The organism is Planctomycetia bacterium, from assembly GCA_021413845.1.
In the GTDB taxonomy this organism is placed as follows: domain Bacteria; phylum Planctomycetota; class Planctomycetia; order Pirellulales; family PNKZ01; genus PNKZ01.
On record JAIOPP010000067.1, the window covers coordinates 38490 to 62329 of the forward strand.

The following is a 23840-nucleotide window of genomic DNA, read 5'->3' on the forward strand; positions in this document are numbered from 1 at the left end:
TTCGCTTAACGGCGGACCGTGAGTTGCGGTAGCAGTGCGCGAATGGCGCGAATGCGGTCGGCAGCGATCTTCGCGGTTCGGCCCCCTTGGCAAGCCGCGCCCCGAACGGCGACGTAATCCGCTCCGCAATCGACGACCGTGCGGATCGTTTCCAATGTCAAGCCTCCGCCGACGACGGCGAGCATTCCTCGTGCCTGAACCTCGACGACGAATCGACGCAGCCGCTCGACGTTCCAATGGTCGAGCAACGTCCGGCCGTCTTTCACTCCGGTGTCGACCAGCACGGCGCGGGCTTCGAGCGAGATCGCTTCCGCGACGATCTCGTCGGTTTCCGGTGCGGCCGTGGCATCGGCGTCGGCATACGCGACCGCTACGAAGTCGACGCCGGCGGGTAAGCTGCGCCGCCACGTGCGCAACTGGGCGGGCCATTCCGTGCGTGTGCGGCAGCCGGCGAGGCCGACTTTGACGAACGCGATCCCCTCGGGCACATTCGGCAACGCATCGGCGAGCTCGCCGAGCGCCATGCTCAGCGGAACGTGGCGCCGTTCGCCGTGGCTCTCGTCGCGCAGCCGTACGATCTCGGCGGCGGTTTGGAAATCGACCGCACCGAGCGCTCCGCGCGTCGGTTCTTTCAGATCGATCAGGTCGACGCCGGCTTCGAGCGCGATCCGGGCTTCCTCGACGTCGCGTACGCTGACCAAGAGCCGCGTCACGTCGCGCCCTTCGCGCCGGCCTGCGCTTGCTTGAGGTCGTAGAGGCGTTGATTGAGGCGGTTCACCAAGTCGACGCCGAGGGGCTCGGTCCAGGTCCCCCGAAGCGTGGCGAAGTTGCCGCACCAAGCGGCGAGCAGCGGCGCCGTCTCGACGTGCGAAAATTCTTCCGCCTTCTCCGCGATCCGGACGACGAGCGTCGTCGTCTCTTTGGTTTCGGTGCGATCGTCGGTGAAGAAGATCGGGCCGCGCCCCAAAAGAAACGCCTCGACATGCTCCAGCGGCACTTCCACCGGCGGGCCGAAGCGAACGTAGAACCGCACGCGACCGTCGTGATACGAAATGCGCGGGAGCCGCGCGATCAGCAGCAAAACCACGCCCCCGACGAGCGCGACGGAGAATGCGGCCAGCAGCACGTAGAAACCGGTCGAAGTTCCGGTTTCCGAACGACGCCCGAGGGAAACGGCACCGATCACGCAAGCTACGGCGACGACGGCCGCCGCCGCGATGGGCAGCGCGAACGCGCGTCGATTCGCCTGTAACCAGGTTTCGGCCATATTAACGGGTTCTTAACTGAGGGCGGTGTCCGTCTGCGAGGGCTGAATTTAAGCGAATTGCCGATCGTATCAAAGGGGCTGCCACGGTGCGGCACCTTGGAATCGGGCATTGCTCCGTGGGAATCGGACGCTTGGAGTCGGAGCGACCCGATTGTTTTTGTCGACCGGTCGGCCCCTCTAGCCCATAGCTTCCCCGCAACCAGATCGATAAGCTATCGCTGCATGTCGATCGCTGGAACGACCGTTGGTCTCCTGAGGTCCGGTCGGCTGCCCCTATGGTTCTAAAATCAGATTGATCTCGCGCACTCGGCAATAAGGTTTTTCCATGTCCGATCATCCCGTCTCCGGTAGCGCGCCCTCTCCGAAAGGGGTCGTGGCGGCAATCTTGGTCGTGCTCTTGCTTTATATCGTCGCCGCCGCGATGGGCTGGCCGCAACTCGGCACGGAGCTCTCGAACGGCGTCGGCCACGATGCCGCGGGGCACGCGCTGCCGCACGATCCGGGCGTCACGGCCACGGCCCGAACCAACGCCGGCCATTTCGACGCCGACGTCGAGCATGGCAACATGGAGCCGCACCCTGCGGTTTTCATGGTCTTGCCGTTCTGCTTGTTGCTCGCCGCGATCGCCATCTTTCCGTTGTCGCATAAGACGGAGCACTTCTGGGAAAGCAACCTCAACAAGTTGCTCGTCGCCGGCGGGCTCGGTCTGCTCACGCTGGCCTACTACGCGTTCGTCTATAAGGCTCCGCTCGATCGCCATTTTCTCGGCCATGCCGTAATCGAGCAGAGTACCTTCTGGTCGTTGCCGTGGGTCATCATTCAAAACTCGATCTTCAACGACTTCGTGCCGTTCATCATTTTGCTGTTCGCCCTCTATACGATCTGCGGCGGCATTCGCATTAGCGGCGACTTGCCCGCGCATCCGATCACGAACACCGCATTTCTTGCGGTCGGTGCGCTTTTGGCGAGCTTCATCGGCACGACCGGCGCTGCAATGCTTTTGATCCGACCGGTATTGGAAACCAATGCCGAGCGCAAGAAAGTCGCGCATACGATCGTATTCTTCATCTTCATCGTCTGCAATTGCGGCGGCTGCTTGCTGCCGATCGGCGACCCGCCCTTGTTCCTCGGGTATCTCAAGGGGGTCGACTTCCTCTGGACGCTCCAACTGTGGAAGCAATGGGCGCTCGTCAACGGTGCGCTGCTCGCCATCTATTTCGTTTGGGACACCTTCGTCGCGTATCCCAAGGAGAAGTTGCAAGACGTCCGCCGCGATGAAACTCAAGTCCGCAAGCTCACGTTCGAAGGGCTCTGGCCGAACGTTCTTCTCTTGCTCGGCATCGTCTTCGCCGCGGCGCTCTTGAGCCCGTCGAAGCTGTTTCCCGGCACCCAGTGGTATCCGTGGCTGTTCTTGCGCGAAGCGGTGCAACTCGGCTTGGTGTTGCTCTCGCTGGTCTTGGGCTCGTCGCGCGTACGAGAAAAGAACTCGTTCAACTACGGCGCGATCGTCGAAGTCGCGGCGTTGTTCATCGGCATCTTCATTTGCATGCAGCCCGCGTTGCAGATTCTCGACATTCGCGGCGGCGAACTCGGCGTGACGAGTGCCGCGCAATACTTTTGGGCGACCGGATCGCTTTCCAGCGTGCTCGACAACGCCCCGACGTATGTCGTCTTCTACGAGCTTGCGAAGATCGATCCGTTGCACCTGAGCGAGCAAGCGGCGAAGCTCTTGGCTGCGATCAGCCTGGGGGCCGTCTTCATGGGTGCCAACACCTACATCGGCAACGGTCCGAACTTCATGGTGAAGACGATCGCCGAAAAGTCGGGCATCAAGATGCCGAGCTTCTTCGGCTACATGGCCTATAGCTTCGGGATCTTGATTCCGCTGTTCGTCGTGATCACGTTCATCTTCTTCCGCGGCTAAGGCCTCGGGGAGGAGCTTGCTACAGGACCGTTTCAGTGAACACAGTTTTTGCGAACACCGTTTTTGTGAACGCCTAACGATCGGACGAGCGAAGTGTCAGCGGACGTCATCACCACGCAATCGGAGCTCGACGCCTTTGCCGGCCGGCTGCGCAAAGCCGATCGGATCGCTTTCGACACCGAGTTCGTTTCGGAGCATACCTACAAGCCGGAGCTCTGCCTCGTGCAAGCCGCTTCGGCCGACGAAGCGCTCTGCGTCGATCCGCTGGCGGATATCGATCTGACGCCGTTGTGGGAAGTGCTGACTTCGCCCAACCACATGGTTATCGTCCACGCGGCGCGGCAAGAGCTGCTGTTCGCGCTCGATGCCACGGGGGGCAAGCGGCTCGGCAACTTGTTCGACGTGCAACTCGCGGCCGGCATGATCGGCATGGAATATCCCGCCGGTTACGGCAACCTAATCTCGCGCCTGCTCGCAGTCGTTCCGCAAAAGGGTGAGACCCGTTCCGATTGGCGGAAGCGCCCGCTCACCGATCGCCAAATCGAGTACGCGGTGGCCGACGTGCGCCACTTGCTGCCGTTGCACGACAAACTGAAGGGGAAGCTCGCGAAGTTGAATCGGGCCGCCTGGTTCGACGTCGAAATGGAAGCGTTTCAAGTCGACTTGGAGAACTCGCTGACGCGCGATCGTTGGCGCCGCGTCGCCGGCAGCTCGGGCATGTCGAGCCGGAGTCAAGCGGTGTTGCGCGAGTTGTGGATGTGGCGCGAGCGCGAAGCCGAGCGGCGCAATCTCCCGGCCCGCTTGGTGCTGCGCGACGATCTGCTCGTCGAGATGTCGAAGCGGAAAGTATCCGATCCGAAACACCTCGGCGCGATCCGCGGCATGGAACGGCCGGAGCTTCGTCGCGCCGTGCCGGAGTTTTCGCAACTGATCGAGAAGGCGCTGCGACTTCCCGATGAAGCCTGCCCGCCGATGGTTCGCACGGATACGAACCCGCAGCTTTCTATGCTCGGGCAGTTCCTCTCGTCGGCGCTGACGAGCATCTGCCGAGCCGCCGAGATCTCGCCGAGCTTGGTCGGCACGGCGAACGACGTGCGCGAGCTGGTGAACTATCGGCTCAACGGCGTCGCCGATTCCGAAGGAGAGATTCCGATCTTGGCTCGCGGCTGGCGCGCCGAAGTGGTCGGGCATCTCATCGAAGAGCTCTTAGCGGGCCGGATGTCGATTCGCATCGCCGACCCGAATTCCGAACACCCGCTGGTGTTCGAGCCGCAGAAGTAGAGTCCGCTGCGGGTTTTCATACTCCGGTTCACACGGAGTTCGTTAGCAGAGTCGCTTAGCAGTGTTCTTTAGCGAAGCCCGTTCGTGCGATGGCGTTGTGGGACGGCGGCCGGGAAGACGGTGCCCGGCGCGTTCGCCGCGCCGACCGAAGCGGCCGGCCGAACGGGTTCGGCCATCTGCGGAATGTTGGCGGGAATCGCTTGCTCGGCGTTGCCGTAGCGATTGTCCGAAGCCGGCGTCGCACCGGTGTTCGCCGGCGGAACGCTTTGCAGGCTTGCGCCGTTGCTGCGCGTCGTCGAACGTAAGGCCCGAGCGTGCTCGACGGTCGAATTCGTCGAGCTGCCGTTCGCCGAACCATTCGACTGCGAGTTGCTCGAGGTCGAGCCGTTGGAAGGCGTCCCGTTCTCGGAGACTGTGGAGTTCGGTGCCTCGTCGAGGTAGAAGAACGTGGCGTCTTCGTGCGACAACTGCGTTTGCGGAGTCCGGCTGTGCAACTCGACGCGCAACCGATGGTTGCCGGCCGCGGTCGCCCGAGCGGTGACGCGAAGCACGCGGTCTTGTCCGGCTCCGACGATCGAGAGGGACTTGAACACGACCATGCCGGGTTGAAGCTCGTGCGCTTGGCCTTCGGCCTTTTCCGGCTCGATGCCGTCGGAGAAGTAAGCCACGATGTCGACCCCTTCGGCACTCTTCATGCCGCGATTCTTGACATGGATTTCGTACGTGACCGGTTGCCCGACGGCGACCGGCCCCGGCGTGTCGATGACGTCGAGCGCGAGATCGGCGACCGATTGCACGTCGGTCGAAGCCTGGGCGGTCTTACGCAAGTCGCCGTCGGCCGAAGTCGTGGCGGTCAGCTGTTGTGCGCCGCCGCTTTCGAGCGAGCAACGAAGCGAGAAGACTTGCTCGGCACCTGGAGCGAGGCGTTCGATCGTCCAATGGGCTTGGTTTCCTTTGACTTCCGTTTTCGGTGCGGGCAAGGCCGTGAGCAGCTTCGTGCCGTGCGGCAAGTCGACCGTCAGACGGAGATTGCGAGCTTGGTCGTCGCCCGTGTTGCGGACGCGCACTTCGTAGTTCCCCGGCACACCGGCGAAGACGACCTTCGGAGCGACGATCGCGACGTCGAGCGCCGCGCGATGCACGACGACGTCGGCCGCGGCTTCCGTCTTGAGATTACCGTCGGCCGAGGCCGCGGTGCGGATCTTCAAGTTACCGGCTTGGCGAGCCGTGAGCTCGACTTCGACGGAAGTGTCTTGCCCGGCCTTGAGGTCGCCGATCTTGTGGCTCACGGCTTCACCGTCGTTCGGCGACAGCGGCATGAGATGCAACACGACGTTTTCGGCCGTCCCCGTGCCCGGATTCGACACGGTGAGCTTGTAGAGGCGTTGTTCGCCGAACGAGACTTCGCTCGGGCCGTTGATCGCCATCTGGAGCCGCGGTTCTTCGACTTCGATCGCCGTAGCCACGGCGGCCGGCGAGCAGGTCCAGCGCACACCGAGATCGAAGGTCTCGCTCTTGCGCGGGATGAGAACGAGCGTAAGCTCTTCTTCGCCACCGCCGTCGAGGACGTCGAGTTGCCATTGAAGCGGCGTGTTGGCTTCGTGTTCGTCGGCCGATGTGGTGTTGCCCGACGTGCCGTGCATCTCGACGACTTCGGCCCACACCGGGATGTTCAACGAGACGACGACTTGCTGCGCCGCAGACTTGCCACGATTGCGCACTTGCACCCGATACGTGGCTTCACGCCCGATCGAAATGCGGCGCGGGCCGACGGTCTCGACCGTCACTTCCGGGCTGGTGAACGCCGCGAGCACGGCCGAGCGATCGACTTCGGCGCTCGCCGGAGGAGTCGAAGTGGCGACGGCGGAATCTCGCATCGGCGATGGCGCGGCCGGCGGAGCGGATGGAGTGGAAGCCTTCGGCTGGGCGGCGAGCGGACGCGAAGCGGTCGTCGTCGTCTCGACCGGCAAAGTAGCCGGAGCGTTCGAGGTCGAACTCTTCGACGAAGCAGTGTTCGAGGAGGTCGTGTTCGGCGAAGTCGGTGTCGACTGTGTCGGGATCGACGAAGGGGTGCCGCTCGCACGTCGATCGGCCATCATCGGGATCGAAGGAACGAAAACTTCTTCGGCGGCCGGAGTCGGCTTCGCGGTTGAGTTAGCAGTTGTATTCGGAGCGCTCGGCGTTGTGGCTACCGGGACTTCTTCGACCGGCGGGGCCGCATTTTCCGTGAGCGGTTCGGTCGTCGTTCGTTGCGAAAGCGGGCGGCGTCGCGAGCCGTTCACCGGGGCTTGCATCACCGGGGCATTCTCGGAAGCCGCTTCGCTTGCGGCGGTGGGAACCGGTGCGGCGGCGGTCGTCGGCTTGTTGGCCGCAGGTCGAATCGCCGGCGCGGCCTGGCCTGCTCCGGCACGCGATTGCATCAAGATGCTCGACTTCGGAGCCGCTTGAGTGTCTTGCGTGTCCGGCAGCGGTTCTTCTGCCGGCGTGGCGGGAGTTTGCGCTGCGCCGTTGTCGCGGCGCGGCACCGGCGGTTGCACACCGCCGCTCGAGTAAGCCGCGTTGTGCGGAATGCTCGACGTGTTCGCCGGTTGTTTGCCGTTCGGCACGGTCGTGTGTTGCGGTCGGCGTTGGCCGTAGTTCGGTGTGTTCGGCGGTGGTGGCGGCGGCGGAGCGTTGGCGCCTGTGTCGACGAGCCCGAACATCGAGTTCATCCGTTGCCCGAACGTCATTCGGGAACCGGGCTCTTCTTTGCCGAACACGGCGGAGCAAATGAAAACGAATCCCAAGCCGCTTATGCAAACGATCGCTGACTTACGCATTACCACGTTCCTCAAAAAGGAAATGCCGACCGAGGTGCGAATCCTCCGCACGTCGTCGATCGTAGTAATTCGGCTGGGGGGACTTTGCGGGTTGAGAAAACCTTGTCGAATGTTCGGAAAATTCCGTGGCGCGACGGCGCTGCGGTCGCTGCCGGCTATGTGAGCTCGACGAATGCTACTGCTTCGTCGAATGTCGTTCCGCGGCGCGCCAGGCTTTGGCGGTGACTTGCAAGCAGCTCGCCGCGAGGAAGCAGAGAAACGCGCCGATGATCGCCGAAGAGAACGCCGCGAGCCCGAGCGCCGGCCAAGCGAGCGTGCGATCGTTGTGAATCCAGACCAGCGACGTGCCGATGATCGAGCCGCAGACGCCGCCGCCGGCGACGATCATCGCCAGGCGCATGCCGAGGGCTCCGTTGGTGCCGAGCGTCGTCGTCGGTGCGGCCGCGCCGCGCGCGTCGACCGGTTGCCCGGCGGGAATCGGCGGGGCTTCGTCGCGCCGGCGTCGGCCCGAGACGTAGGCCGTGGCGCGCGAGCCCAGTGCGTTTCCCAGCACATGCCCGGCCACGAGCAGAGAGACCCAAATGACGATCGCAGCCCAAACCCCGCCGACGCGCGACAGTACCGCGAACAAGATCGCCGCGAGCATCATCGTCGCGAGCAGCGTCTTGAGGCGGAATTGAATCGGCGGAGGGCCGGGATCGAGATCCTCGCTCGTTTTTCGGGGGGCGTGATTTTCTGCCGGCAGGTTCATCCGAAACATTTTTTCTGCGGGTTCGCGCAAGTAGCGACGCTATGAATCATAGCGAGGCGCACTCGTTCGGCAAAAAAAGCGGCGTGGTAAAACCGCTGCTTTATAAAAACACTTTACAGAGTCGATGCCGAGCGGCTATGTTTGCCTTCGCTACCAGGGACTAGGTACGCCACTTCTTCACGGAGGTCTCGGCCATGAAAGCCGACACGACCCACGCTGCTGTCTGTAGTTCCGCAGCCTGCAATTCTGCGGTCTGCGGCATTTGGATTGAGTTTTTAGACGAGAGCGGAAACACGCTCGCTCGCCACATCGTCGACGAATGGCACGGCCGCCCCGTACCTGCGCGCGGTGATCGATTCCATGTCGCCGACATTATCGGCGTCCGGAATCATCAAGGGATCGTCGTCGACCGACGCTACGAACTGCAACATACGGCCGAGGGTGAGCCTCGCCTATGGGTGCAACTCGTCGTCCGCGTGCTGACCGGCGTCCGGCCGAGTTCGCTGGCGATGAGCTACTCGAACGCGCTGCTCACTTCGCCGAACTAGCTAGTCACCGAACTAGGCTAGCCAACTCGCCGAGTTAAGCCGGGTGACGTGTCGTCGTTATACGGCCTCGGCATTCGCCGTTGTTGCTTCGAGCGCCGAGAAGCGGATCGCCGCTTCTTCTCCCTTGGTTACGACGAACCCGAGGTCTTCGATCATCTTATAGTCGGCGTCGGGGGCTTGCCCCTTCGTCGTGAGATAATCGCCGACGAAGAGCGAATTCGCGGCGTACATGCCGAGCGGTTGCAGCGACCGGAGATGAATCTCGCGCCCGCCCGCGATGCGTAGCTCGCTCGTCGGGTTCGCCAAGCGGAACAAACAGAGCACCTTCAAGCAGTACCGCGGGTTCAGGTCGGTCTTGCCGGCCAGAGGCGTGCCGTCGATCGGGTTCAAGAAGTTTACCGGAATCGACTCGACCTTCAGATCACGCAGCGAGAAGCACATCCGCACGACATCGTCGTCGGCTTCGCCCATGCCGATGATGCCGCCGGAGCAAAGCTCCATGCCGGCCGCTCGAACCGCTTTCAGCGTGTCGACGCGGTCTTGATAGGTATGCGTCGTGCAGATCGTGCCGTAATGCTCTTCGCTCGAGTTGAGGTTGTGGTTCACCTTATCGACGCCGCACGCTTTCAAGCGCTGGGCCTGCTCGGGCGTGAGCAATCCGAGGCAGGCGCAGATGCTCAGGCCGTATTGTGCTTTGATTTGCGGCACGATCGTTTCGACCGCTTTGATCTCGCTTTCGTTCGGGCCGCGGGCCGAGATGACGATGCAGTAGGTCTTGCTTCCCCGCTCGGCTGCTACGCGGGCCCCGTCGAGCAGCTTGTTCTTGTTCAATAAGTTGTAGCGCGGAATTTCGGCGTCGGACACTTTCGACTGCGAGCAATAGCTGCAATCTTCCGGGCAGAGGCCGCTCTTGGCGTTCATCAAGAAATACAGCTGCACCGTGTTGCCGAAGTACCGACGACGGACCCGATAAGCCGCCGCGAGCAACTCGGGCAGATCCTCATCGGGAGCCTTGAGAATCGACAGGGCTTCGGCGTGCGACAGGGGGTGCCCGTCGAGCACGCGCTCGGCCAAGTCGTGCCAGCAGGGAGACGCAAGCTGTTCGGTTTCGGTTCGTTGAATCATAACGCTCACTCAAGCTCGGTAGGCAAACCCGGTAGGCGGCGCGCGACGGCCGCTCGTTCGTCAGTGTCTCCGACCTGCGCATCGCAGCCGAAGTCGGAGACCTCTAAGTATCGTCAGGTCGGGCGGTCGCACAAGACGTTTTCATTTCGGCATCTTCCGCTCGAATCGCCGTGGCACGGCCCGAAAACCGTTCCGCGAGCGGATCGGCGCAACTTGGCAGCAACCCTCCCTGCTGCAACAATGTCATTGCCGTCTGCTTCACCGTCTCAAACCCTTCTCTATCGGGAGAAGGTGGCGGCGCAGCCGACGGATGAGGGGCGCACCGCGATCCGCTTCGCCCCTCATCCGCCCTTCGGGCACCTTCTCCCGGCGGGAGAAGGATCACCGTCACACCGTCCGGAGCGTGCCCCTAATGACTGCCATGCATCACGTTCGTTGGGGAGCGCTGGGGTTCGTTGCTTCGTTCGCCGCTGCCGATTCCGTTCGCTATCCGCGCGGCTCGCGCGTCGTCGTCCGGACGCAACGCGGGCTCGAGCTCGGCGAAGTGCTTGCCCCGCACGACGACGCCGTCGGCGCACCGCGCCAGGGGCAGATCTTGCGCGGCATGACCGACCAAGACGGCCTCCTCGAAACGCGGCTGCTGAAGAATCGCGACGATGCGTATCAGGCTTGCCTTCGCAAGATCGACGAGCATGGGATGGACGCGATCCTCATGGATGTCGAGCACCTGTTCGACGGCCAATCGTTGATCTTCTACTTTCTCGGCGAACAGCCGGCCGGTTGGGACGACGTCGTGCAGGAACTCGCCGAGACCTACGACGCGCAAGTGCAGTTTCGCGCCTTTACCGATGCCGTGGTGCAAGGTTGCGGGCCCGACTGCGGCTTGGAGAGCGGCGAAGGCTGCGGCAGTTGCACGACCGGCTGCGCGGTCGCCGAATTCTGTTCGACGAAGAAACACTAAACGCATCACAACGTTAAGCGACTGCGGTCTAAGCATTGAAGGTGTCTCCCTTGAGTTTTCCGACCACGATCGCCGAGGCTGCCCGACAACTTCGCGCCGGCACGGTTTCTTCCGTCGACTTAGTCGAAGCATGCCTTGCGCGCATCGCAGCGCTTGAGCCGCAGGTTAGGGCCTGGGTCTTGGTCGACGAAGCGGGCGCCCGCCGTGCCGCCGCCGAAGCCGATAAGGAACTCCAGAGCGGCATCGACCGCGGATCGCTGCATGGGATTCCGATCGGCGTGAAAGACATCATAGATCTGGCCGGTCGGCCGACATTGGCCGGCAGCCGCGTGCGCCCGCCGGTCGCTGCCGAGCGGAATGCGCTGGTCGTCGATAAGCTGCTTGCCGCCGGTGTCGTCGTGCTCGGCAAAACCGTGACGACGGAGTTCGCCTCGTTCGATCCGCCGCCGACGCGCAATCCTTGGAACTTCGAACGGACGCCCGGCGGTTCCAGCAGCGGCTCGGCCGCGGCATCGGCCGTCGGCATGTGTTTCGCCGCGCTCGGTTCGCAAACCGGCGGCTCGGTCATTCGCCCGGCGAGCTACTGCGGCGTCGCGGGGATCAAGCCTACCTACGGCCGGCTCGGGCTCTCGGGCATCGTGCCGCTCGCGTATCATCTCGACCATCCGGGAGTGCTCGCTCGCACGGTCGATGATCTCGCCGTCACCTATCGCGCCATGCAAGGGGTCGACCACGCCGATCCGTGCTTCGTGCGCAACCTTACGGAAACCGATCGCCGGCCGTTCGTTGCCGGCCGCGACGATGCGCAAGCGCCGGCCTCGCTACGGCTTGGGCTCGTGCGAGGTTATTTCCACGAATTCGCCTCCGACGACGTGCGCACGGGCATCGCGCGCGCGGTCGAGCGTTTGCGCAGCGCGGGAGCCGTGGTTCGTGAGATCAAGTTGCCGGAGTCGTTCGTCGGCGTACCGGCCGCGCATCGGATCATCATGGCGGTCGATGCCGCGGCGTATCATCGCGAGGTGTTCGCCGCGCGCCGGGCCGAGTATGGTCCGCGGGTCGCTTCGCTGCTCGACGAAGGGCTGGCCGCGAGCGCCGTCGACTACGCGCAAGCTTTGCATTTGCAGCGCCGTTTTCGTCGCGAGATGGAAGCGCTCCTCGCGGCCGCCGACGTCGACTCGCTTATTATGCCGGCCGTCGGCAACACGGCCCCGCCGCGCGAAACGACCGGCGACGTCCGGTTTCAGGCCCCGTGGAGCCTCGCCGGCTTGCCCGTAGTCTCGCTGCCGTGCGATGTGGCGAGCGACGGCCTGCCGGTCGCCATCCAATGCGTCGGGCAAGCGTGGTGCGAAGACTCGCTCTTGCGCACGGCCGCCGCTTGCGAACGGGCCATCGCGTTCACGGCCCGCCCGCCGATCGCGGTTTAAGGCTTCGGCTTGTAGTTTCCTTTCAACGGGCTGCCGACCGACGGCTCGTTGTTGCCGCCGGTTTCTTTCGACTTGTAGAGGAAGCCGCTGAGTTTTTCGAGCGCCGAAACGTCGGACTTATACGCACCCGCTTCGTTCGTGTCGTCTTGGCCTTCGTAGCCGATCACGGTGCCGTCGAGTCCGTGACGATTGATCGAGGGCTTCGCGACGGTGCCGTAGTTGCGGACGTCGAAGTTGCTCATCGCCAGATAAGTCGAGTAGCCCCCGCCGCCGTCGGCCCGATAGCCGAGCAGCCAGATGGGAACCTTGCGGCGGTTCATCAGAATGATTCCGTCGGCGCGATCGAGATATAAGCGATTGTCGACGCCGATCACGCGCGGGTCGGCTTTGCCGCCGAGCCATTCGGCCTCGAAGAGTTTCTTGCGTTCGTCGCCGAAGCGATTGAAGTCGTGGCCGATGACGATGATCGCGAAGTCGCCCGGTTTGATCGTGGCTTCGGGAATCAAGACGAGATCGTCCTTGCCGTCGCTGATCGAGAACCCTCGGAGATCGACCGGTTCCTTGCCGAAGTTGTAAAGCTCGATCCAAGTCCGACCGTCCGATTCGCCGATCGGGGTGTTCATGAACTCGGTGATCGCCACGGTTTCATACACGGGCTGAAATTGCGCACTCGCGAAATCCGCAACGCCGAACACCGCAAACGCGGCGATGATCGCCGGAAGAAACCGACTCATAACGGGAACTCCTCGAAATGCGCGGGGGTGAGATGCTGCGAATGCAGAAATCATTAGAGCAAAACAAGCGACCGTTTCCAGCGCCGGCCGTGGTCGCGTCGTGCTTATGCGGCGCGCTTTAACGAAGTTTTAACGGCCGACGAGCGGCGATGCTTCGTTCGCTCGGTGATTCGAGAACCCCCATCGATCGGGTTACTCGCCGAGGTTGCCGAGGCCGGCGAGAAACTCGCTCATTTCCCCGGCTGCATGCGAATTTCCCTGGCGGCGGGCTTCTTCGATCCCATCGCGAAGTACGCCGCGGGCCTCGACGACGCGGGCCAGTTTCGCGAGCTGTTGCGCCTGCATGAAGTACGCCGCGACATACGGCGGCGAGTCTTTCGTAAGGCCTGCGAGCAACTCCAAGCTCCGGTCGTGTTCGCCGGCTTTTTCGAGTTCTTGCGATAAGCCGTAGCGTAGGAACGAGTCCTTCGGATCGGCGGCGAGCATGGCTTCGAGTTTTTCGCGGCGTGATGCCATTGCGTGGTGCTCTCGTATCAAGAGGTGACGGAAATCAAACAGGGCGGAACGTAAGCCGCAGCCGACTTACGTTCCGCCCTGATGGTTCATCGCGCCGGAGCAATCGCTCGCGGCGGACTTTCAATATCGGCGCTTTACAGGTCCCCTTCGACCTTCACGAGCTTGCCCGGTCGAACGTCCGACCCTTCGGCTTTCGTGCCGAACACCGAGATGTACAGCTTGCCGTCGGACCCGAACGCCATAGCGGCCGGCTTGTCCAACGAGGCGAGCTTCTCGGTCTTCACGGTCGCGGCTTTCCCTTCGCCGCTGAGCTCGATGCTGTAGAGACCGCCGGCCTTCGGGTCGACCCACGAGAAGTCGACGCCGTAGAGCTTGCCGGTGCGCGGGCTGTAGGCTAGGCCGACGAGATCACTGAGACCGGTCTTCACGCTCGTGACCAGTTCGCCGCTCTTGGCGTCGTAGATCGTGAGCAAGCTATCGCCGGCGACGTTGACTTCGCCCATCTGGCCGACAATCAAATGTCCTTGCTTGTCGACCGTGATGGCGGCGGGAGCGTCGGTTTCGACCTTGGTCTTGGTCGCGATGAACGGCTTGAGCGCGCCGGCTTTCCCGTCCTTAATGTCGGCCTTGAGGATCCAGCCCTTGGTGTCGTCGCCGTTGCTGGTGACGTAGATCGCGTTCTGAGTGGCTGCAACGCCGAAGAAATTGCCTTCTCCCTTGCCGGTGTCGGGGCCGGCCGGAATCGGGCCGAGGGTCGTCCCCTTGTCGGCCGTGATCGATTCGCCGTGCGGAGGGAGCGTGTAGATGTGCATCACTTCCTTGCCGTCGACCTCTTCACCGCCGCCGACGACGAGTTGGTTCTTGCCCATGAAGGCGAGCCCTAGAGGGCCGATGTCGTACATCGGACCCTTGCCGTAAACGTCTTTGCCGAACTTCGTGATGACCTTTTCGTATTCGCCCCCGTTGGTGTGGAAGCACAAGATGCGACCCGCACCGCTATCGGAAACGAGCAAGTGCGTGGTGCCCGGCTGAGCGGCCAAGCCGCTGGGGTTCAAGAGCCCGAGCAACACTTCCGTGACCTTCACTTTATCTTCCGCTTGCACCGAGCCGACGCTCGGAACGGCGAGCGACGCGGCAAGCAATAACGACAACGACCACTTCATAACTCTCTCCTCAATGAATGAACATCAATCCTTGAAACGTGAATCGTAAGCAACGAGAAATCGACAAGACGCCGGAGCGCCTTGATACAGGCAACTTCTATTCGGGCAGCTGCTATTCGGGCAATTTCGGCGGCGCGACCATCGGATATTTCGACGACGCGAGCCCGTCTTTCAGGAACGTCACGAGATCGGCCTTCTCTTCTTTCGTGAGTTGCAGAGGGAAAATCTCTTCATCAAGTTGCGGATTGGGCGTTCCCCCTTTGTCGTAATGGTCGACGACCGCTTCGAGCGTCTTCAAGCTGCCGTCGTGCATGTAAGGGTGCGACTTGGCGATATCGCGCAAGCCGGGTGTTTTGAACGAGCCTCGATCGCCGAGCAACTTGCTGATGATATACCGCCCTTCGTCCGGCTTCTCTCGCTCCATGCCGACGCCGATGTTGTGGAACGCGGCATCGCTGAAGTTCGAGCCGGAGTGGCATGCGCTGCAATGCGCTTTGCCGAAGAAGAGGTCCATGCCGCGCTTCGCAGCCGGCGCTAAGGCCGTTTGGTCGCCGGCTTTGAAACGGTCGTACGGCGCGTCGCCGGAAAGGATCGTGCGCTCGAAGGCCGAGATCGCCTTGGCGATCGTGTCGTTCGTGGCGTTGCTACCGAACACCGCTTGGAATTGTTTCTTGTAGCCGTCGATGTGGTTGATGCATTCGACGCACGCTTCGAGCGTGTGCCCCATTTCGATCGGGTTCGCGATCGGGCCGAGCGCTTGGCCTTCGAGATGCGCCGCGCGCCCGTCCCAGAATTGCAGCGGGAAGTAAGCGGCGTTGAGGATCGTCGGCGAGTTGCGACCGCCCCGTTGTCCCTTGATGCCGGTGGCGAAGTTGTCTTCGTTGCTCCAGCCCTTGGCGGGGTCGTGGCAGCTGGCGCAACTGATCGTGCCGTCGTACGACAGGCGCTTGTCGAAGTAGAGCTGCTTGCCGAGCTCGACCTTCGCCGCCGTCTGCGGATTGTCGGCCGGAATCGCGACCGGTTCGAGCCCGAGCGGCGGCTTCGACGGGTCGAAAGTTTGCGACGGAGCGGGCTCTTTCGCGGCAACCGGCTTGTCCGCTTTCGTCGCGGCCGGCTTCGCGGCATTCGGCTTTTCTACGGTTGGTTTTTCTACAGTCGGCTTATCGGCAGCACCGGCCAACCCGAACGCCAACGCAACCAACGCGGACGGTAAGCAACATCGAACGACGGATCCAAAACGCATGGAGCAAACTCCCTCGGCAGGGCCGCAACAAGAAACCGCAACGCTTGTTCGGCGGCATGCGCCAAGCAAGTCGTTCGGTATTGTTGCCGATGCCGTGATGCGCGGCAAGTCGCCGGACGCATCGCAGAGAGATTCGGTTCCGATCCGGTAAACAGGCCGCACGCCGCGCTAGGGAACTAACGCGACGGCGTTACACGTCGTACTTCCGGGGCTCACATGCGGCTTCGTTTAACCGATGCCGTGCGCGAGTTCGTACCGCGTGATCTCGGCTTCGTTTTCCAACGTGAGGCCGATGTCGTCGAGACCGTTGAGGAGGCAATGTCGGCGGAATGGATCGACTTCGAATTTCCACGACAAGCCGTAGTCGTCGCTGAGCGTGCTGGTTTCCAAGTCGACCGTGAGCCGGTAGCCCGCGTGCTTAGCGCAGCGTTGAAAGAGCTCGTCGACCTGCTCTTCGCTGAAGCGGAGCGGGAGCATGCCGTTTTTGAAGCAGTTGTTGTAGAAGATGTCGGCGAAGCTCGGGGCGATGACCGAGCGAAAACCATAGTCTTCCAAGGCCCAAGGAGCGTGCTCGCGGCTCGATCCGCAACCGAAGTTGCGCCGCGCGAGCAGGATGGTCGCTCCCTTCGACTCGGGCCGATTGAGCTCGAAGCTCGGGTCTTCCGAACCATCGGGCTTCTTACGCCAATCCCAAAACAGGAACTCGCCGAAGCCGGTTCGCTCGATCCGTTTGAGGAACTGCTTCGGAATGATCTGATCGGTGTCGACGTTGGCCCGGTCCATCGGAGCGACGAGACCGGCGAGCTTGGTGAAGGCTTTCATGGATGGATAATCTTGTTTTCAGGCGGCAGTTGAGAATGCCGAGGAGTTGATTGAAGAAAGTGTTTCTCGAACGAGTACTAAAAGTTCGTCTCGTGAATGGCCGCCTTTGCCGCGGCTAAGTAGGTCGTGAAGCTTGTTGGCGATCTCGCTCGTCCGATCTAAACGCAGTGAGTATTCACAAGCGGCCATCGCTTCATTAGACATTTCGAGTTGGTCGTAAGCCATGCTGCGCCACACGTTGGCGGCAACATCTGCTTTTGGAGCGATGGTCGTTGCGATTGGGTCGCGAAAGATGTTTGCGCTTTCAACGCACTTAATGGACGCTTGTAGTAGTTCGACGTTCTTCGATCCGGAATGGGAAAAAGCACAACGAAATAGAATCATTCCCGCGAAGTACAAAAGTAAGGGATTCTTGTCATTGCGTGCGATGGAGAGAGCAATGCTTTTCCCCTCCTCGTGGCGATCCGTAAGTAGAAGTGCCTGCAAAAAAACGTACTCATGAAGACCATTGTCCGGGTCTATTCGTAGCGCTTCCTTGAAAAACGGAATGCCGGCATTCGGGTTCTGCAGTGTCGCCCAACAAAGTCCGCGCCAGTGGGCCAAGAAAGCCGACGGGAGATTCGCCTTATTGTTTCGGAGAATAGCAAGAACTGCGGGATAGTCATCGTCGCGCGAAGCTGATTTTATTTCGGCTTCGATTTGATTGGGTATCGTATTCACTTGATTCGGAGCCGCATCGATCGTGTATAGATCTTCGGAAAGACCGCCAACAAGTTCTTGCTCGTCATCCGACATCTCGTACCAAGGCTTTTCAGAGTCCGCACGAAGGCAGTTCGTTTTCGTGTCTTCGCCCCTTCCAACTCGCATTAACTCGTGGACGCGGAGAACCAAATCGACCGATTCGTGGAAGGCAGTGGAATATGGCATCTAAAAAGCCTCCTTGGAATCACCTTCGGCCATTGACCATGAGTCGCGCGTTGCGGCTAAGGATGACTGATATGCGATAAGCGGCATGGAATCAATCGGCTCTATCGTGCCATGATGACTCGCGCCCCAACGTAAGAAAAGTCCATTTGAAATGGCTTCGCTGCCGTATTCGCGTTTGCCGAACCGAAAGATCGCGTATGTATTTGATCCGCGTGCTTTGGGAAATAGAGGACGCAGCCGTTCCGGAATTAATAAGACAGGCAGTGTCGTCCAGTCTTTGGAAACGGATACTCCCCCTTTCCTTTTCTGGTTCGGGTGAACTGTCTGCACTTCGTTATGGTCCGGTTCGATGTCGATTGGCACACGCGCGCCCAGCATGTTTCGATCCGTCCCTACCACCGGCAATCCGCCGTCACTAATCATTGAACGAAAGACGTTTGGCATTGTTAGAAATAGGTCCTACGCTTGATATTCCCAGCCGCGAATATCGACGAAGTGCCCCGCCACGGCCGCCGCGGCCGCCATTGCCGGGGAGACGAGGTGCGTGCGGCCACCCTTGCCTTGCCGGCCTTCGAAGTTGCGATTCGAGGTCGAAGCGCAGCGTTCGCCCGGCTCGAGCTTGTCGGGATTCATCGCGAGGCACATGCTGCAGCCGGCTTCGCGCCAGTCGAACCCGGCGGCAATGAAGATCTTATCGAGCCCTTCGGCTTCGGCTTGCCGCTTCACTTGGCCTGAGCCCGGCACCACCATCGCGCCGACATGGCTCGCCACGTGATGCCCCTTCGCGACGGCCGCCGCGGCCCGCAAGTCTTCGATGCGGCTATTGGTGCATGAGCCGATGAAGACGCGATCGAGCTTCAAATCGGTAATCGGGGTGCCGGCCTTGAGGCCCATGTATTCCAGCGCGGCCGCGGCGGTCTTGCGCTCCGATTCGTCTTTCATCGAAGTCGGGTCGGGAACCTTGTCGACCACGGCGGTCACTTGGCCCGGGTTCGTGCCCCAGGTGACTTGCGGCGCGATGTCTTTGGCTTGCAGGATGAGTACCTTGTCGTAGATGGCGCCCGGATCGGAAGCGAGCTGCTTCCAACGCGCCACGGCTTCGTCGTACTTCGCATCCTTGGGAGCGAACTCGCGCCCCTTGAGGTAGTCGAACGTCGTTTGATCGGGAGCGATCATCCCGGCTCGTGCGCCGGCTTCGATCGACATATTGCAGACGGTCATCCGCTCTTCCATGCTCAGGTTGCGGATCGCTTCACCCGTGTATTCGATGCAGTAGCCGGTGCCGCCGTCGGTCGTGAGCTTCCCGATGACGTAGAGCACCAAATCTTTCGCGGTGACGCCCGGCAGCAACTTCCCTTCGATGCGGATCTCGAACGTCTTCGCCTTCGATTGCAAGAGGGTCTGCGTCGCGAGCACATGCTCGACTTCGCTCGTGCCGATGCCGAACGCCAACGCGCCGAACGCGCCATGCGTCGCCGTGTGGCTATCGCCGCACACGATCGTCATGCCGGGTTGCGTCAGGCCGAGTTCCGGGCCGATGACGTGGACGATTCCCTGTTGCGGGTCGTTCAAGTCGTACAGCCGGATGCCGAACTCCTTGCAATTGTTCCGCAGCGTGTCGATCTGTTGTTTCGAGATTGGGTCGGCGATCGGCAGCCGGCGATCAGAGGTCGGAATGTTGTGGTCGGGCGTGGCGACCGTAAACTCCGGCCTGCGCACCTTGCGCCCCGCGATGCGCAATCCCTCGAAGGCCTGAGCGCTCGTCACTTCGTGAACCAAGTGGCGATCGATGTAGAGGACCGCTTGCTTCCCTTCTTCGGCGAGAACCACGTGCTGGTCCCAGATCTTGGCGAACATCGTGCGTGGGGTGCTGCTGACCATATTCGTTCCGATAAAGCTGCGATGGAGACCGCCGGCAAAAGCGAGCGGCGAAAACAACGAGACACGCGGCCTGGCTCCGACGTTCGGAGCCGTGGCTGCGAGGAATATCTAATAATACTCCACGGCAATTCTTTTGGGGAGTTCGCGCAGCCGCTCCCTAGCGAAAGTTTTAGCTCGTCTCGGCTTACGTCGAGCCTAGGTTACGACCGGTTCGGCGACTTCGCGGCCGGCCGCAGTCCACCACCGGGCCGCATCGTCGCGCGTCCATTTGCCGCTACAATCGCACTCGCGCAGGGCGTGCCGCAGCGCCATGGCGCTTTGGTAACGGTCGCCCGGCCGCTTCGATAAGCAGCGGAGGATCACTTCTTCCAAGTCGGCCGGAATGCCCGAGTGCAGTTGCGACGGCGGCACGACCGGATCGTTGGCGTGGGCAAACAGCACCCGCAACGGCTTCTCGCTCTCGAACGGGGGGTGTCCGGTCAGCATGAAATAAGCGACCGCTCCGAGCGCGTAAATATCGCTGCGGGCGTCGGGCTCCCCTGCCCCGCTGGCTTGCTCGGGCGACATATACAGCGGCGAGCCCGTGATCGTGCCGTCGAGCGTGAGATGCATCCCTTCGTTTTCATCGGCGGATTTCACCAAGCCGAAATCGAGCAACTTGGCGACGTCGTAGATGCCGCCGCGCTTCGCCGCGAAGATGTTGCCGGGCTTTACGTCGCGATGCACAAGCCCGATGTTGTGCGCTTCGCGCAGCGCATCGCAAACTTGTTCGAGCAAGTAAGCGACGCGCGCCGGCGGCAGCGGGCCATGTTGCTCGATCAGGTCCGAGATGCTCAGGCCGGGCAGATACTCCATCACATAGTAGAACGTGCCGTCTTCGGTTCGGCCGTAGTCGAAGATCTCGACCGTGTTCCAATGCGAAAGCGTAGCGATGCTTTGCACTTCGCGCTCGAAGCGGGCCAGCGTGCGCGGGTCGTCGGCCTTCGAGGCGCGGATGAGCTTCAGCGCACAAGGCCGCTTGAGAAATCGATGTTCGGCCAGATAGACCTCGCCCATACCGCCGGAACCGAGGAGCCGCTTGAGTTTGTATTGGCCGAACTCACGCGCCTCGAACGCTTCTTGTCGCAACGAGTTGATCAGATAGGTGCCGTACACGCTCGTGCCGTAGCCGATGGTTCCCATCAAGAGCATCGACGAGAACGGTTCGTGTTGCAGCGCGATCTCGCTGATCCGCGAGAATTGCACGAGGTCGAACACATAGCCGCCGACGGCAGCCATGAACATGCCGCCCATGACGAGCGCCGCGCGTTGCCAAGTGTTCGGAATATAGATCGCGTAAGTGAAGATCAGCACGAACCACAGCCCGACCGTGCTGGGAATGTAGTTGCGCAGGCTCGCCGTGAAGATGATGTCGAAGTGCTGCACGTTGACGAAGAACGTGGTCGTGAGGCCGAAGACGCCGAGCTCCATCCAACGGAGCGTGCGTAAGCAGAACGAGCAAGTGCGCCAGAGCATGAAGGTGAACACGCCCAGCCCGATCATCTGCAGCAGATGACACCACTTGAGCACGGCTCGTTCGTCTTCGAGAAACTCATGGCCGCGATAATCGAGCGGGCCGCGGAGCCAGCCCCAGATGAAGAAGGCCGCCGAGCCGAGAAACAACACCAACGCAGCGCTGCGCAGCCGGACGCGCAAGAGCGATTGCGTTTGCGAGCCGATGCCCGACTCGCTCCCTTGCATGAAGTGGAGATGGCACCCCGGCCCCTTCGCGTTCAACGGCGCAGCGGTCGGCAAGCTCGCCGCATCGAGCGTTTGGTCCTGCGGTGAAATCGGCACCAACTTACGTCCGGGCCCGGTCATCGACCGCCCCTTTTCGCATTAAAGAGAAGCGAAATTTCGTTGCCCCCATGATACCCCGACGGTCAACAACTGGCGACTGTCGAGGCCGAAAAGTAATCTTTGCCGATGCGCAGAGCGACCAGCGCCGGACCTCGGTTTCGGCCGAGAAAGCCTTCGATTCGCCTTGCCGGCGATAGCCGACCCCCTCGAATGTCGAGGGTTCGGCCGGCGAACGCAAAACCCTGTTTCCCGAAGGGGATTATGCCGCGCGGCGGCCTTTTCCGGGCGGCTGTGCGAGTTTCGCGATCTCGTCGTGCGAGACAGTGCGCAAACTCGAAACTCCCTCGCTCTTTTCTTCCAGCAAGACCGTCGTGGTTTCATGCAGCATGCGCGGCACGTAGAACCACGCCTTCGCGAGCGATTCCCGATCTTGATCGGCCGAGATGATCACCAAGTCTTGCTTGCCGATCGCGTTGGCCGAGCGCGAGAGCGCCCCGAACGGATCGCCGGGCACCAAGCGAACCTTCGCCCCCGAAGCAGCCAGCAACTTATGCGCGGCCTTGAGCGACAGGCCCGCACCATCTCCGTTTTGCCGCGCCTCGAACAAGTCGATCCCGGTGTACGACGTTTCGTCGCTCGCGGGGCAATGTTCCAACACGCGCAGGGTTCGCTCGCCGGTGCCGATGCCGAGCTCCAAAAACTTCCGCACCGGCTGCTTCTTCAGCAGCTTGTAAACGGCCCGATCGGCCTTCGGCTGCGAGAAATAACGGAGATAAAGCGAACGAAGGAAGCCGGCCATGGTAGTGCTGCAAACCAGTGGGAGGTGCGCTGCCGGCAGACATCGGAACAGACGCAAATGCGTCGGATAGTCCGCCTAACAACACCATCGGCATCACGAGTCCGGCTCTGCGGAAAATTCGTCGCTTAACATTTGGGTTAGGACAGGTGAATTTCGGGACGTCATGAGCCGATAACATTCAGGTAGGACTGCGCTTCGAGCGCTCGACGCGCGGTTGCTCGGCCCTGCTTGCGACTTCGCCCACGAAACGGCAGACGCCCCGAAATGCGCGATCGACGAATGCCCGCCGCAGTTCGTAAGACGACGCTCGCGTCGGCGGCCTGGCTCGCGATGCAGTTGGTCGCCTCGGCCGAGGCTCCTCCCTCGTTGCCGCCGCTGCCGTTCGAGCCGTTCGGGTTTCAGCAGCAACTCTTGCCGGGAGCCGGCAATCCGTCGTTTCAACAGCCCCGGCCGATCGGGTCGATGAACTCTCTCTTCTCGCTCCCGGCCGAACCGTTCGGCGAGCTCGGGCACAACCTTTCAGGAAGCCCGACGCAGTCGGTGCCGCATCGCCAGCCGATTCCCACCGGCTCGACACTCGGCGGCGCCGGCAAGAAGGTAGCAGGCGCAGCCGCCGGCGGGCGCGGCCCGATCTCGGTGCCCGACCCCGGCTATACGAAAGTCCCGTTTCATCGCCGCCCGCTAGGCTGGTAGCTCCGGGACCTTACTCCTGCGCGTCTGCCTCGCGTGAGAAGTGCCCGAGAGTGATGAAGGGGCGAGTCGCCTATTGCTCGACGGCCGCCGGTGCCGCTGTTTCCGCCGTGGCTGCTTCCGCCGCGGCTGCGGCTGCCGCAGCTTGAGCAGCCGCTTCGCCGAGAGTCGCGTCTGTCAGATTGGTAAGATTGTCGAATTCTTCCGCCGACAGTTCGCTGCCGTGGTACGTCGTGCCGTCGGTCGTCGCCCAGGTATGGCCCGAGGGGAAGGTGACGAATCGTCGCAGGGTGGCGTCGGCGGGACCGTAGCGATGGTCGGCGCCGGCGGCGATCAGTTGAAACGAATCGCTCTTGCTCCAGACCGTTTCTTGCGGCTTGTCCGGCGTGAACTTTTCGAGATACGGAAGCGCTTGGCCCCATACTTCGACCAGCGCGCTGCCGGTGGCCGGATAGCGGATCGTGCCGAGCCTCGCGACATCGAAGGCAACCTCTTTCGGCGGCTCTTTAGGAGGCTTACCGGCAGCGGTTTTGGCAGGGCTCTCGACAGCGCCTTTCGCCGGCATGCTTATCGCCGGCGTGCTCGTCGTGGCTCGATATGTGGCGGCATCGAAGTAGACGAACGGCGCCGAGACCTCTTCGTGCGTGAAGGCGTATTCCAGCCAGCCGTCGCCGTCGCGATCGACGAGGCGGCTTTCATCGAATGCGTACAACGGCTCCGTGCGAAACCGAAGCGGGTCGCCCCCTTCTTCCTGCCGTGGATCACGTCGGAAGATCGTGGCGCTGTCGCGATAGAAACCGAAGAGCTTGCTGGTATGAATCGGCACGCCGGAAGTGTCGTAAGGAGTCCCGTGGCTGAGGCGAAAATTTCTCGCGATCAGATGCCGCATGAGCCGCACGCGCCGCTCGGTCCGAGCTTCTTCGCCGAAACACGGAGGATACTCGACATACATATCCTGATAGGCTTGCATCGCCAGTTCGATCGGCTTCGTCTCGGCGATCGGCTTCGCGGCGGTGGAACCAAAATTACCGTCGACCGCGAGGTACAGTAAAAGCATGCCCGCGAGCAGGCTGAACACAGCGACGACCGTGATGAAGAGAAAGCTGCGCATCGGTCGATGAGTCTC

General features: G+C 61.9%; 22 protein-coding genes. 6 read left to right on the top strand and 16 right to left on the bottom strand.

The window, feature by feature from the left end; genetic code table 11:
* Positions 1 to 5 precede the first annotated feature (5 nt).
* Together K8U03_11935 and K8U03_11940 are read right to left on the bottom strand one after the other, a co-directional pair.
* On the bottom strand, positions 6 to 713 hold the full coding sequence (locus tag K8U03_11935; GenBank protein ID MCE9605594.1) for a (5-formylfuran-3-yl)methyl phosphate synthase: 708 nt from the start codon (positions 711 to 713) through the stop codon (positions 6 to 8).
* Entirely contained in the window at positions 710 to 1267 is a 558-nt protein-coding gene (locus K8U03_11940; protein ID MCE9605595.1) for a hypothetical protein, read from the bottom strand. Before K8U03_11940 ends, K8U03_11935 begins: the two co-directional genes overlap by 4 nt.
* A 325-nt stretch (positions 1268 to 1592) precedes the next feature.
* On the opposite strand from K8U03_11940, the gene K8U03_11945 reads away from it, so the two are divergent.
* A complete protein-coding gene (locus K8U03_11945; GenBank protein ID MCE9605596.1) occupies positions 1593 to 3191 on the top strand; it encodes a sodium:proton antiporter in 1599 nt (532 codons plus the stop codon).
* A gap of 93 nt (positions 3192 to 3284) precedes the next feature.
* A complete protein-coding gene (locus K8U03_11950; GenBank protein ID MCE9605597.1) occupies positions 3285 to 4472 on the top strand; it encodes an HRDC domain-containing protein in 1188 nt (395 codons plus the stop codon).
* 68 nt (positions 4473 to 4540) lie between these two features.
* Here K8U03_11950 and K8U03_11955 read toward each other — a convergent pair whose 3' ends face one another.
* Both K8U03_11955 and K8U03_11960 read right to left on the bottom strand, forming a co-directional pair.
* Positions 4541 to 7201 (bottom strand): DUF11 domain-containing protein, encoded by a 2661-nt coding sequence (locus tag K8U03_11955; GenBank protein MCE9605598.1) that lies wholly within the window; start codon positions 7199 to 7201, stop codon positions 4541 to 4543.
* 265 nt (positions 7202 to 7466) lie between these two features.
* Positions 7467 to 8042, bottom strand: coding sequence for a hypothetical protein (locus tag K8U03_11960; protein ID MCE9605599.1), 576 nt, complete (start codon positions 8040 to 8042; stop codon positions 7467 to 7469).
* Positions 8043 to 8236: 194 nt separating this feature from the next.
* Between K8U03_11960 and K8U03_11965 the strand changes: the two genes are divergently transcribed.
* Complete coding sequence (locus K8U03_11965; GenBank protein MCE9605600.1) at positions 8237 to 8590, top strand: hypothetical protein; 354 nt, start codon at positions 8237 to 8239, stop codon at positions 8588 to 8590.
* Between the two features lie 57 nt (positions 8591 to 8647).
* Here K8U03_11965 and bioB read toward each other — a convergent pair whose 3' ends face one another.
* Positions 8648 to 9715: a biotin synthase BioB gene (bioB, locus tag K8U03_11970; protein MCE9605601.1), complete on the bottom strand. Its 1068-nt coding sequence runs from the start codon at positions 9713 to 9715 to the stop codon at positions 8648 to 8650.
* Between the two features lie 421 nt (positions 9716 to 10136).
* Here bioB and K8U03_11975 point away from each other — a divergent pair, with 421 nt between their 5' ends.
* Complete coding sequence (locus K8U03_11975; protein ID MCE9605602.1) at positions 10137 to 10676, top strand: hypothetical protein; 540 nt, start codon at positions 10137 to 10139, stop codon at positions 10674 to 10676.
* Positions 10677 to 10726: 50 nt separating this feature from the next.
* On the top strand, positions 10727 to 12100 hold the full coding sequence (locus tag K8U03_11980) for an amidase (GenBank protein MCE9605603.1): 1374 nt from the start codon (positions 10727 to 10729) through the stop codon (positions 12098 to 12100).
* Here K8U03_11980 and K8U03_11985 read toward each other — a convergent pair.
* The 10 genes from K8U03_11985 to K8U03_12030 all read right to left on the bottom strand — a co-directional run bounded on the left by K8U03_11985 (position 12097) and on the right by K8U03_12030 (position 22024).
* Positions 12097 to 12834: a lamin tail domain-containing protein gene (locus K8U03_11985; protein MCE9605604.1), complete on the bottom strand. Its 738-nt coding sequence runs from the start codon at positions 12832 to 12834 to the stop codon at positions 12097 to 12099. The two genes, K8U03_11980 and K8U03_11985, sit on opposite strands and share 4 nt — an antisense overlap.
* Positions 12835 to 13026: 192 nt before the next feature.
* Positions 13027 to 13350, bottom strand: coding sequence for a hypothetical protein (locus K8U03_11990; protein MCE9605605.1), 324 nt, complete (start codon positions 13348 to 13350; stop codon positions 13027 to 13029).
* Positions 13351 to 13484: 134 nt separating this feature from the next.
* Positions 13485 to 14513, bottom strand: coding sequence for a hypothetical protein (locus K8U03_11995; GenBank protein MCE9605606.1), 1029 nt, complete (start codon positions 14511 to 14513; stop codon positions 13485 to 13487).
* A gap of 112 nt (positions 14514 to 14625) precedes the next feature.
* Positions 14626 to 15756, bottom strand: a complete 1131-nt coding sequence (locus K8U03_12000; GenBank protein ID MCE9605607.1) for a c-type cytochrome — start codon at positions 15754 to 15756, stop codon at positions 14626 to 14628.
* Between the two features lie 228 nt (positions 15757 to 15984).
* Complete coding sequence (gene leuD, locus K8U03_12005; GenBank protein ID MCE9605608.1) at positions 15985 to 16578, bottom strand: 3-isopropylmalate dehydratase small subunit; 594 nt, start codon at positions 16576 to 16578, stop codon at positions 15985 to 15987.
* Positions 16579 to 16596: 18 nt separating this feature from the next.
* Positions 16597 to 17505, bottom strand: coding sequence for a hypothetical protein (locus K8U03_12010; GenBank protein ID MCE9605609.1), 909 nt, complete (start codon positions 17503 to 17505; stop codon positions 16597 to 16599).
* Positions 17506 to 17949 carry a hypothetical protein gene (locus K8U03_12015; protein MCE9605610.1) on the bottom strand — a complete coding sequence of 148 codons (444 nt, stop codon included), beginning with the start codon at positions 17947 to 17949 and terminating at the stop codon, positions 17506 to 17508. It lies immediately after the preceding gene.
* A gap of 15 nt (positions 17950 to 17964) precedes the next feature.
* Positions 17965 to 19386, bottom strand: coding sequence for a 3-isopropylmalate dehydratase large subunit (leuC, locus tag K8U03_12020; protein MCE9605611.1), 1422 nt, complete (start codon positions 19384 to 19386; stop codon positions 17965 to 17967).
* Positions 19387 to 19581: 195 nt separating this feature from the next.
* Positions 19582 to 21246, bottom strand: a complete 1665-nt coding sequence (locus tag K8U03_12025) for a serine/threonine protein kinase (protein ID MCE9605612.1) — start codon at positions 21244 to 21246, stop codon at positions 19582 to 19584.
* 238 nt (positions 21247 to 21484) lie between these two features.
* On the bottom strand, positions 21485 to 22024 hold the full coding sequence (locus tag K8U03_12030) for a class I SAM-dependent methyltransferase (protein ID MCE9605613.1): 540 nt from the start codon (positions 22022 to 22024) through the stop codon (positions 21485 to 21487).
* Positions 22025 to 22303: 279 nt separating this feature from the next.
* Between K8U03_12030 and K8U03_12035 the strand changes: the two genes are divergently transcribed.
* Positions 22304 to 22717, top strand: a complete 414-nt coding sequence (locus K8U03_12035; protein ID MCE9605614.1) for a hypothetical protein — start codon at positions 22304 to 22306, stop codon at positions 22715 to 22717.
* 70 nt (positions 22718 to 22787) lie between these two features.
* On the opposite strand, the gene K8U03_12040 is transcribed toward K8U03_12035, so the two are convergent.
* The gene (locus K8U03_12040; protein MCE9605615.1) at positions 22788 to 23825 is read right to left on the bottom strand and encodes a hypothetical protein; all 1038 of its coding nucleotides are present in this window, start codon (positions 23823 to 23825) and stop codon (positions 22788 to 22790) included.
* Between the last annotated feature and the right edge of the window lie 15 nt (positions 23826 to 23840).

Excerpts from the sequence above, each read along its gene's own strand:
- bioB (MCE9605601.1), bottom strand. The coding sequence starts at position 9,715 with ATGATTCAACGAACCGAAACCGAACAGCTTGCGTCTCCCTGCTGGCAC.
- K8U03_12035 (MCE9605614.1), top strand. The coding sequence starts at position 22,304 with ATGCCCGCCGCAGTTCGTAAGACGACGCTCGCGTCGGCGGCCTGGCTC.
- K8U03_12010 (MCE9605609.1), bottom strand. The coding sequence starts at position 17,505 with ATGCCATATTCCACTGCCTTCCACGAATCGGTCGATTTGGTTCTCCGC.
- K8U03_11990 (MCE9605605.1), bottom strand. The coding sequence starts at position 13,350 with ATGGCATCACGCCGCGAAAAACTCGAAGCCATGCTCGCCGCCGATCCG.
- K8U03_11945 (MCE9605596.1), top strand. The coding sequence starts at position 1,593 with ATGTCCGATCATCCCGTCTCCGGTAGCGCGCCCTCTCCGAAAGGGGTC.
- K8U03_12030 (MCE9605613.1), bottom strand. The coding sequence starts at position 22,024 with ATGGCCGGCTTCCTTCGTTCGCTTTATCTCCGTTATTTCTCGCAGCCG.
- K8U03_12000 (MCE9605607.1), bottom strand. The coding sequence starts at position 15,756 with ATGCGTTTTGGATCCGTCGTTCGATGTTGCTTACCGTCCGCGTTGGTT.
- K8U03_12040 (MCE9605615.1), bottom strand. The coding sequence starts at position 23,825 with ATGCGCAGCTTTCTCTTCATCACGGTCGTCGCTGTGTTCAGCCTGCTC.
- K8U03_11965 (MCE9605600.1), top strand. The coding sequence starts at position 8,237 with ATGAAAGCCGACACGACCCACGCTGCTGTCTGTAGTTCCGCAGCCTGC.
- leuC (MCE9605611.1), bottom strand. The coding sequence starts at position 19,386 with ATGGTCAGCAGCACCCCACGCACGATGTTCGCCAAGATCTGGGACCAG.
- K8U03_11955 (MCE9605598.1), bottom strand. The coding sequence starts at position 7,201 with ATGACGTTCGGGCAACGGATGAACTCGATGTTCGGGCTCGTCGACACA.
- K8U03_11975 (MCE9605602.1), top strand. The coding sequence starts at position 10,137 with ATGCATCACGTTCGTTGGGGAGCGCTGGGGTTCGTTGCTTCGTTCGCC.
- K8U03_12025 (MCE9605612.1), bottom strand. The coding sequence starts at position 21,246 with ATGACCGGGCCCGGACGTAAGTTGGTGCCGATTTCACCGCAGGACCAA.
- K8U03_11940 (MCE9605595.1), bottom strand. The coding sequence starts at position 1,267 with ATGGCCGAAACCTGGTTACAGGCGAATCGACGCGCGTTCGCGCTGCCC.
- K8U03_11995 (MCE9605606.1), bottom strand. The coding sequence starts at position 14,513 with ATGAAGTGGTCGTTGTCGTTATTGCTTGCCGCGTCGCTCGCCGTTCCG.
- K8U03_11960 (MCE9605599.1), bottom strand. The coding sequence starts at position 8,042 with ATGAACCTGCCGGCAGAAAATCACGCCCCCCGAAAAACGAGCGAGGAT.
- K8U03_11985 (MCE9605604.1), bottom strand. The coding sequence starts at position 12,834 with ATGAGTCGGTTTCTTCCGGCGATCATCGCCGCGTTTGCGGTGTTCGGC.
- leuD (MCE9605608.1), bottom strand. The coding sequence starts at position 16,578 with ATGAAAGCCTTCACCAAGCTCGCCGGTCTCGTCGCTCCGATGGACCGG.
- K8U03_12015 (MCE9605610.1), bottom strand. The coding sequence starts at position 17,949 with ATGCCAAACGTCTTTCGTTCAATGATTAGTGACGGCGGATTGCCGGTG.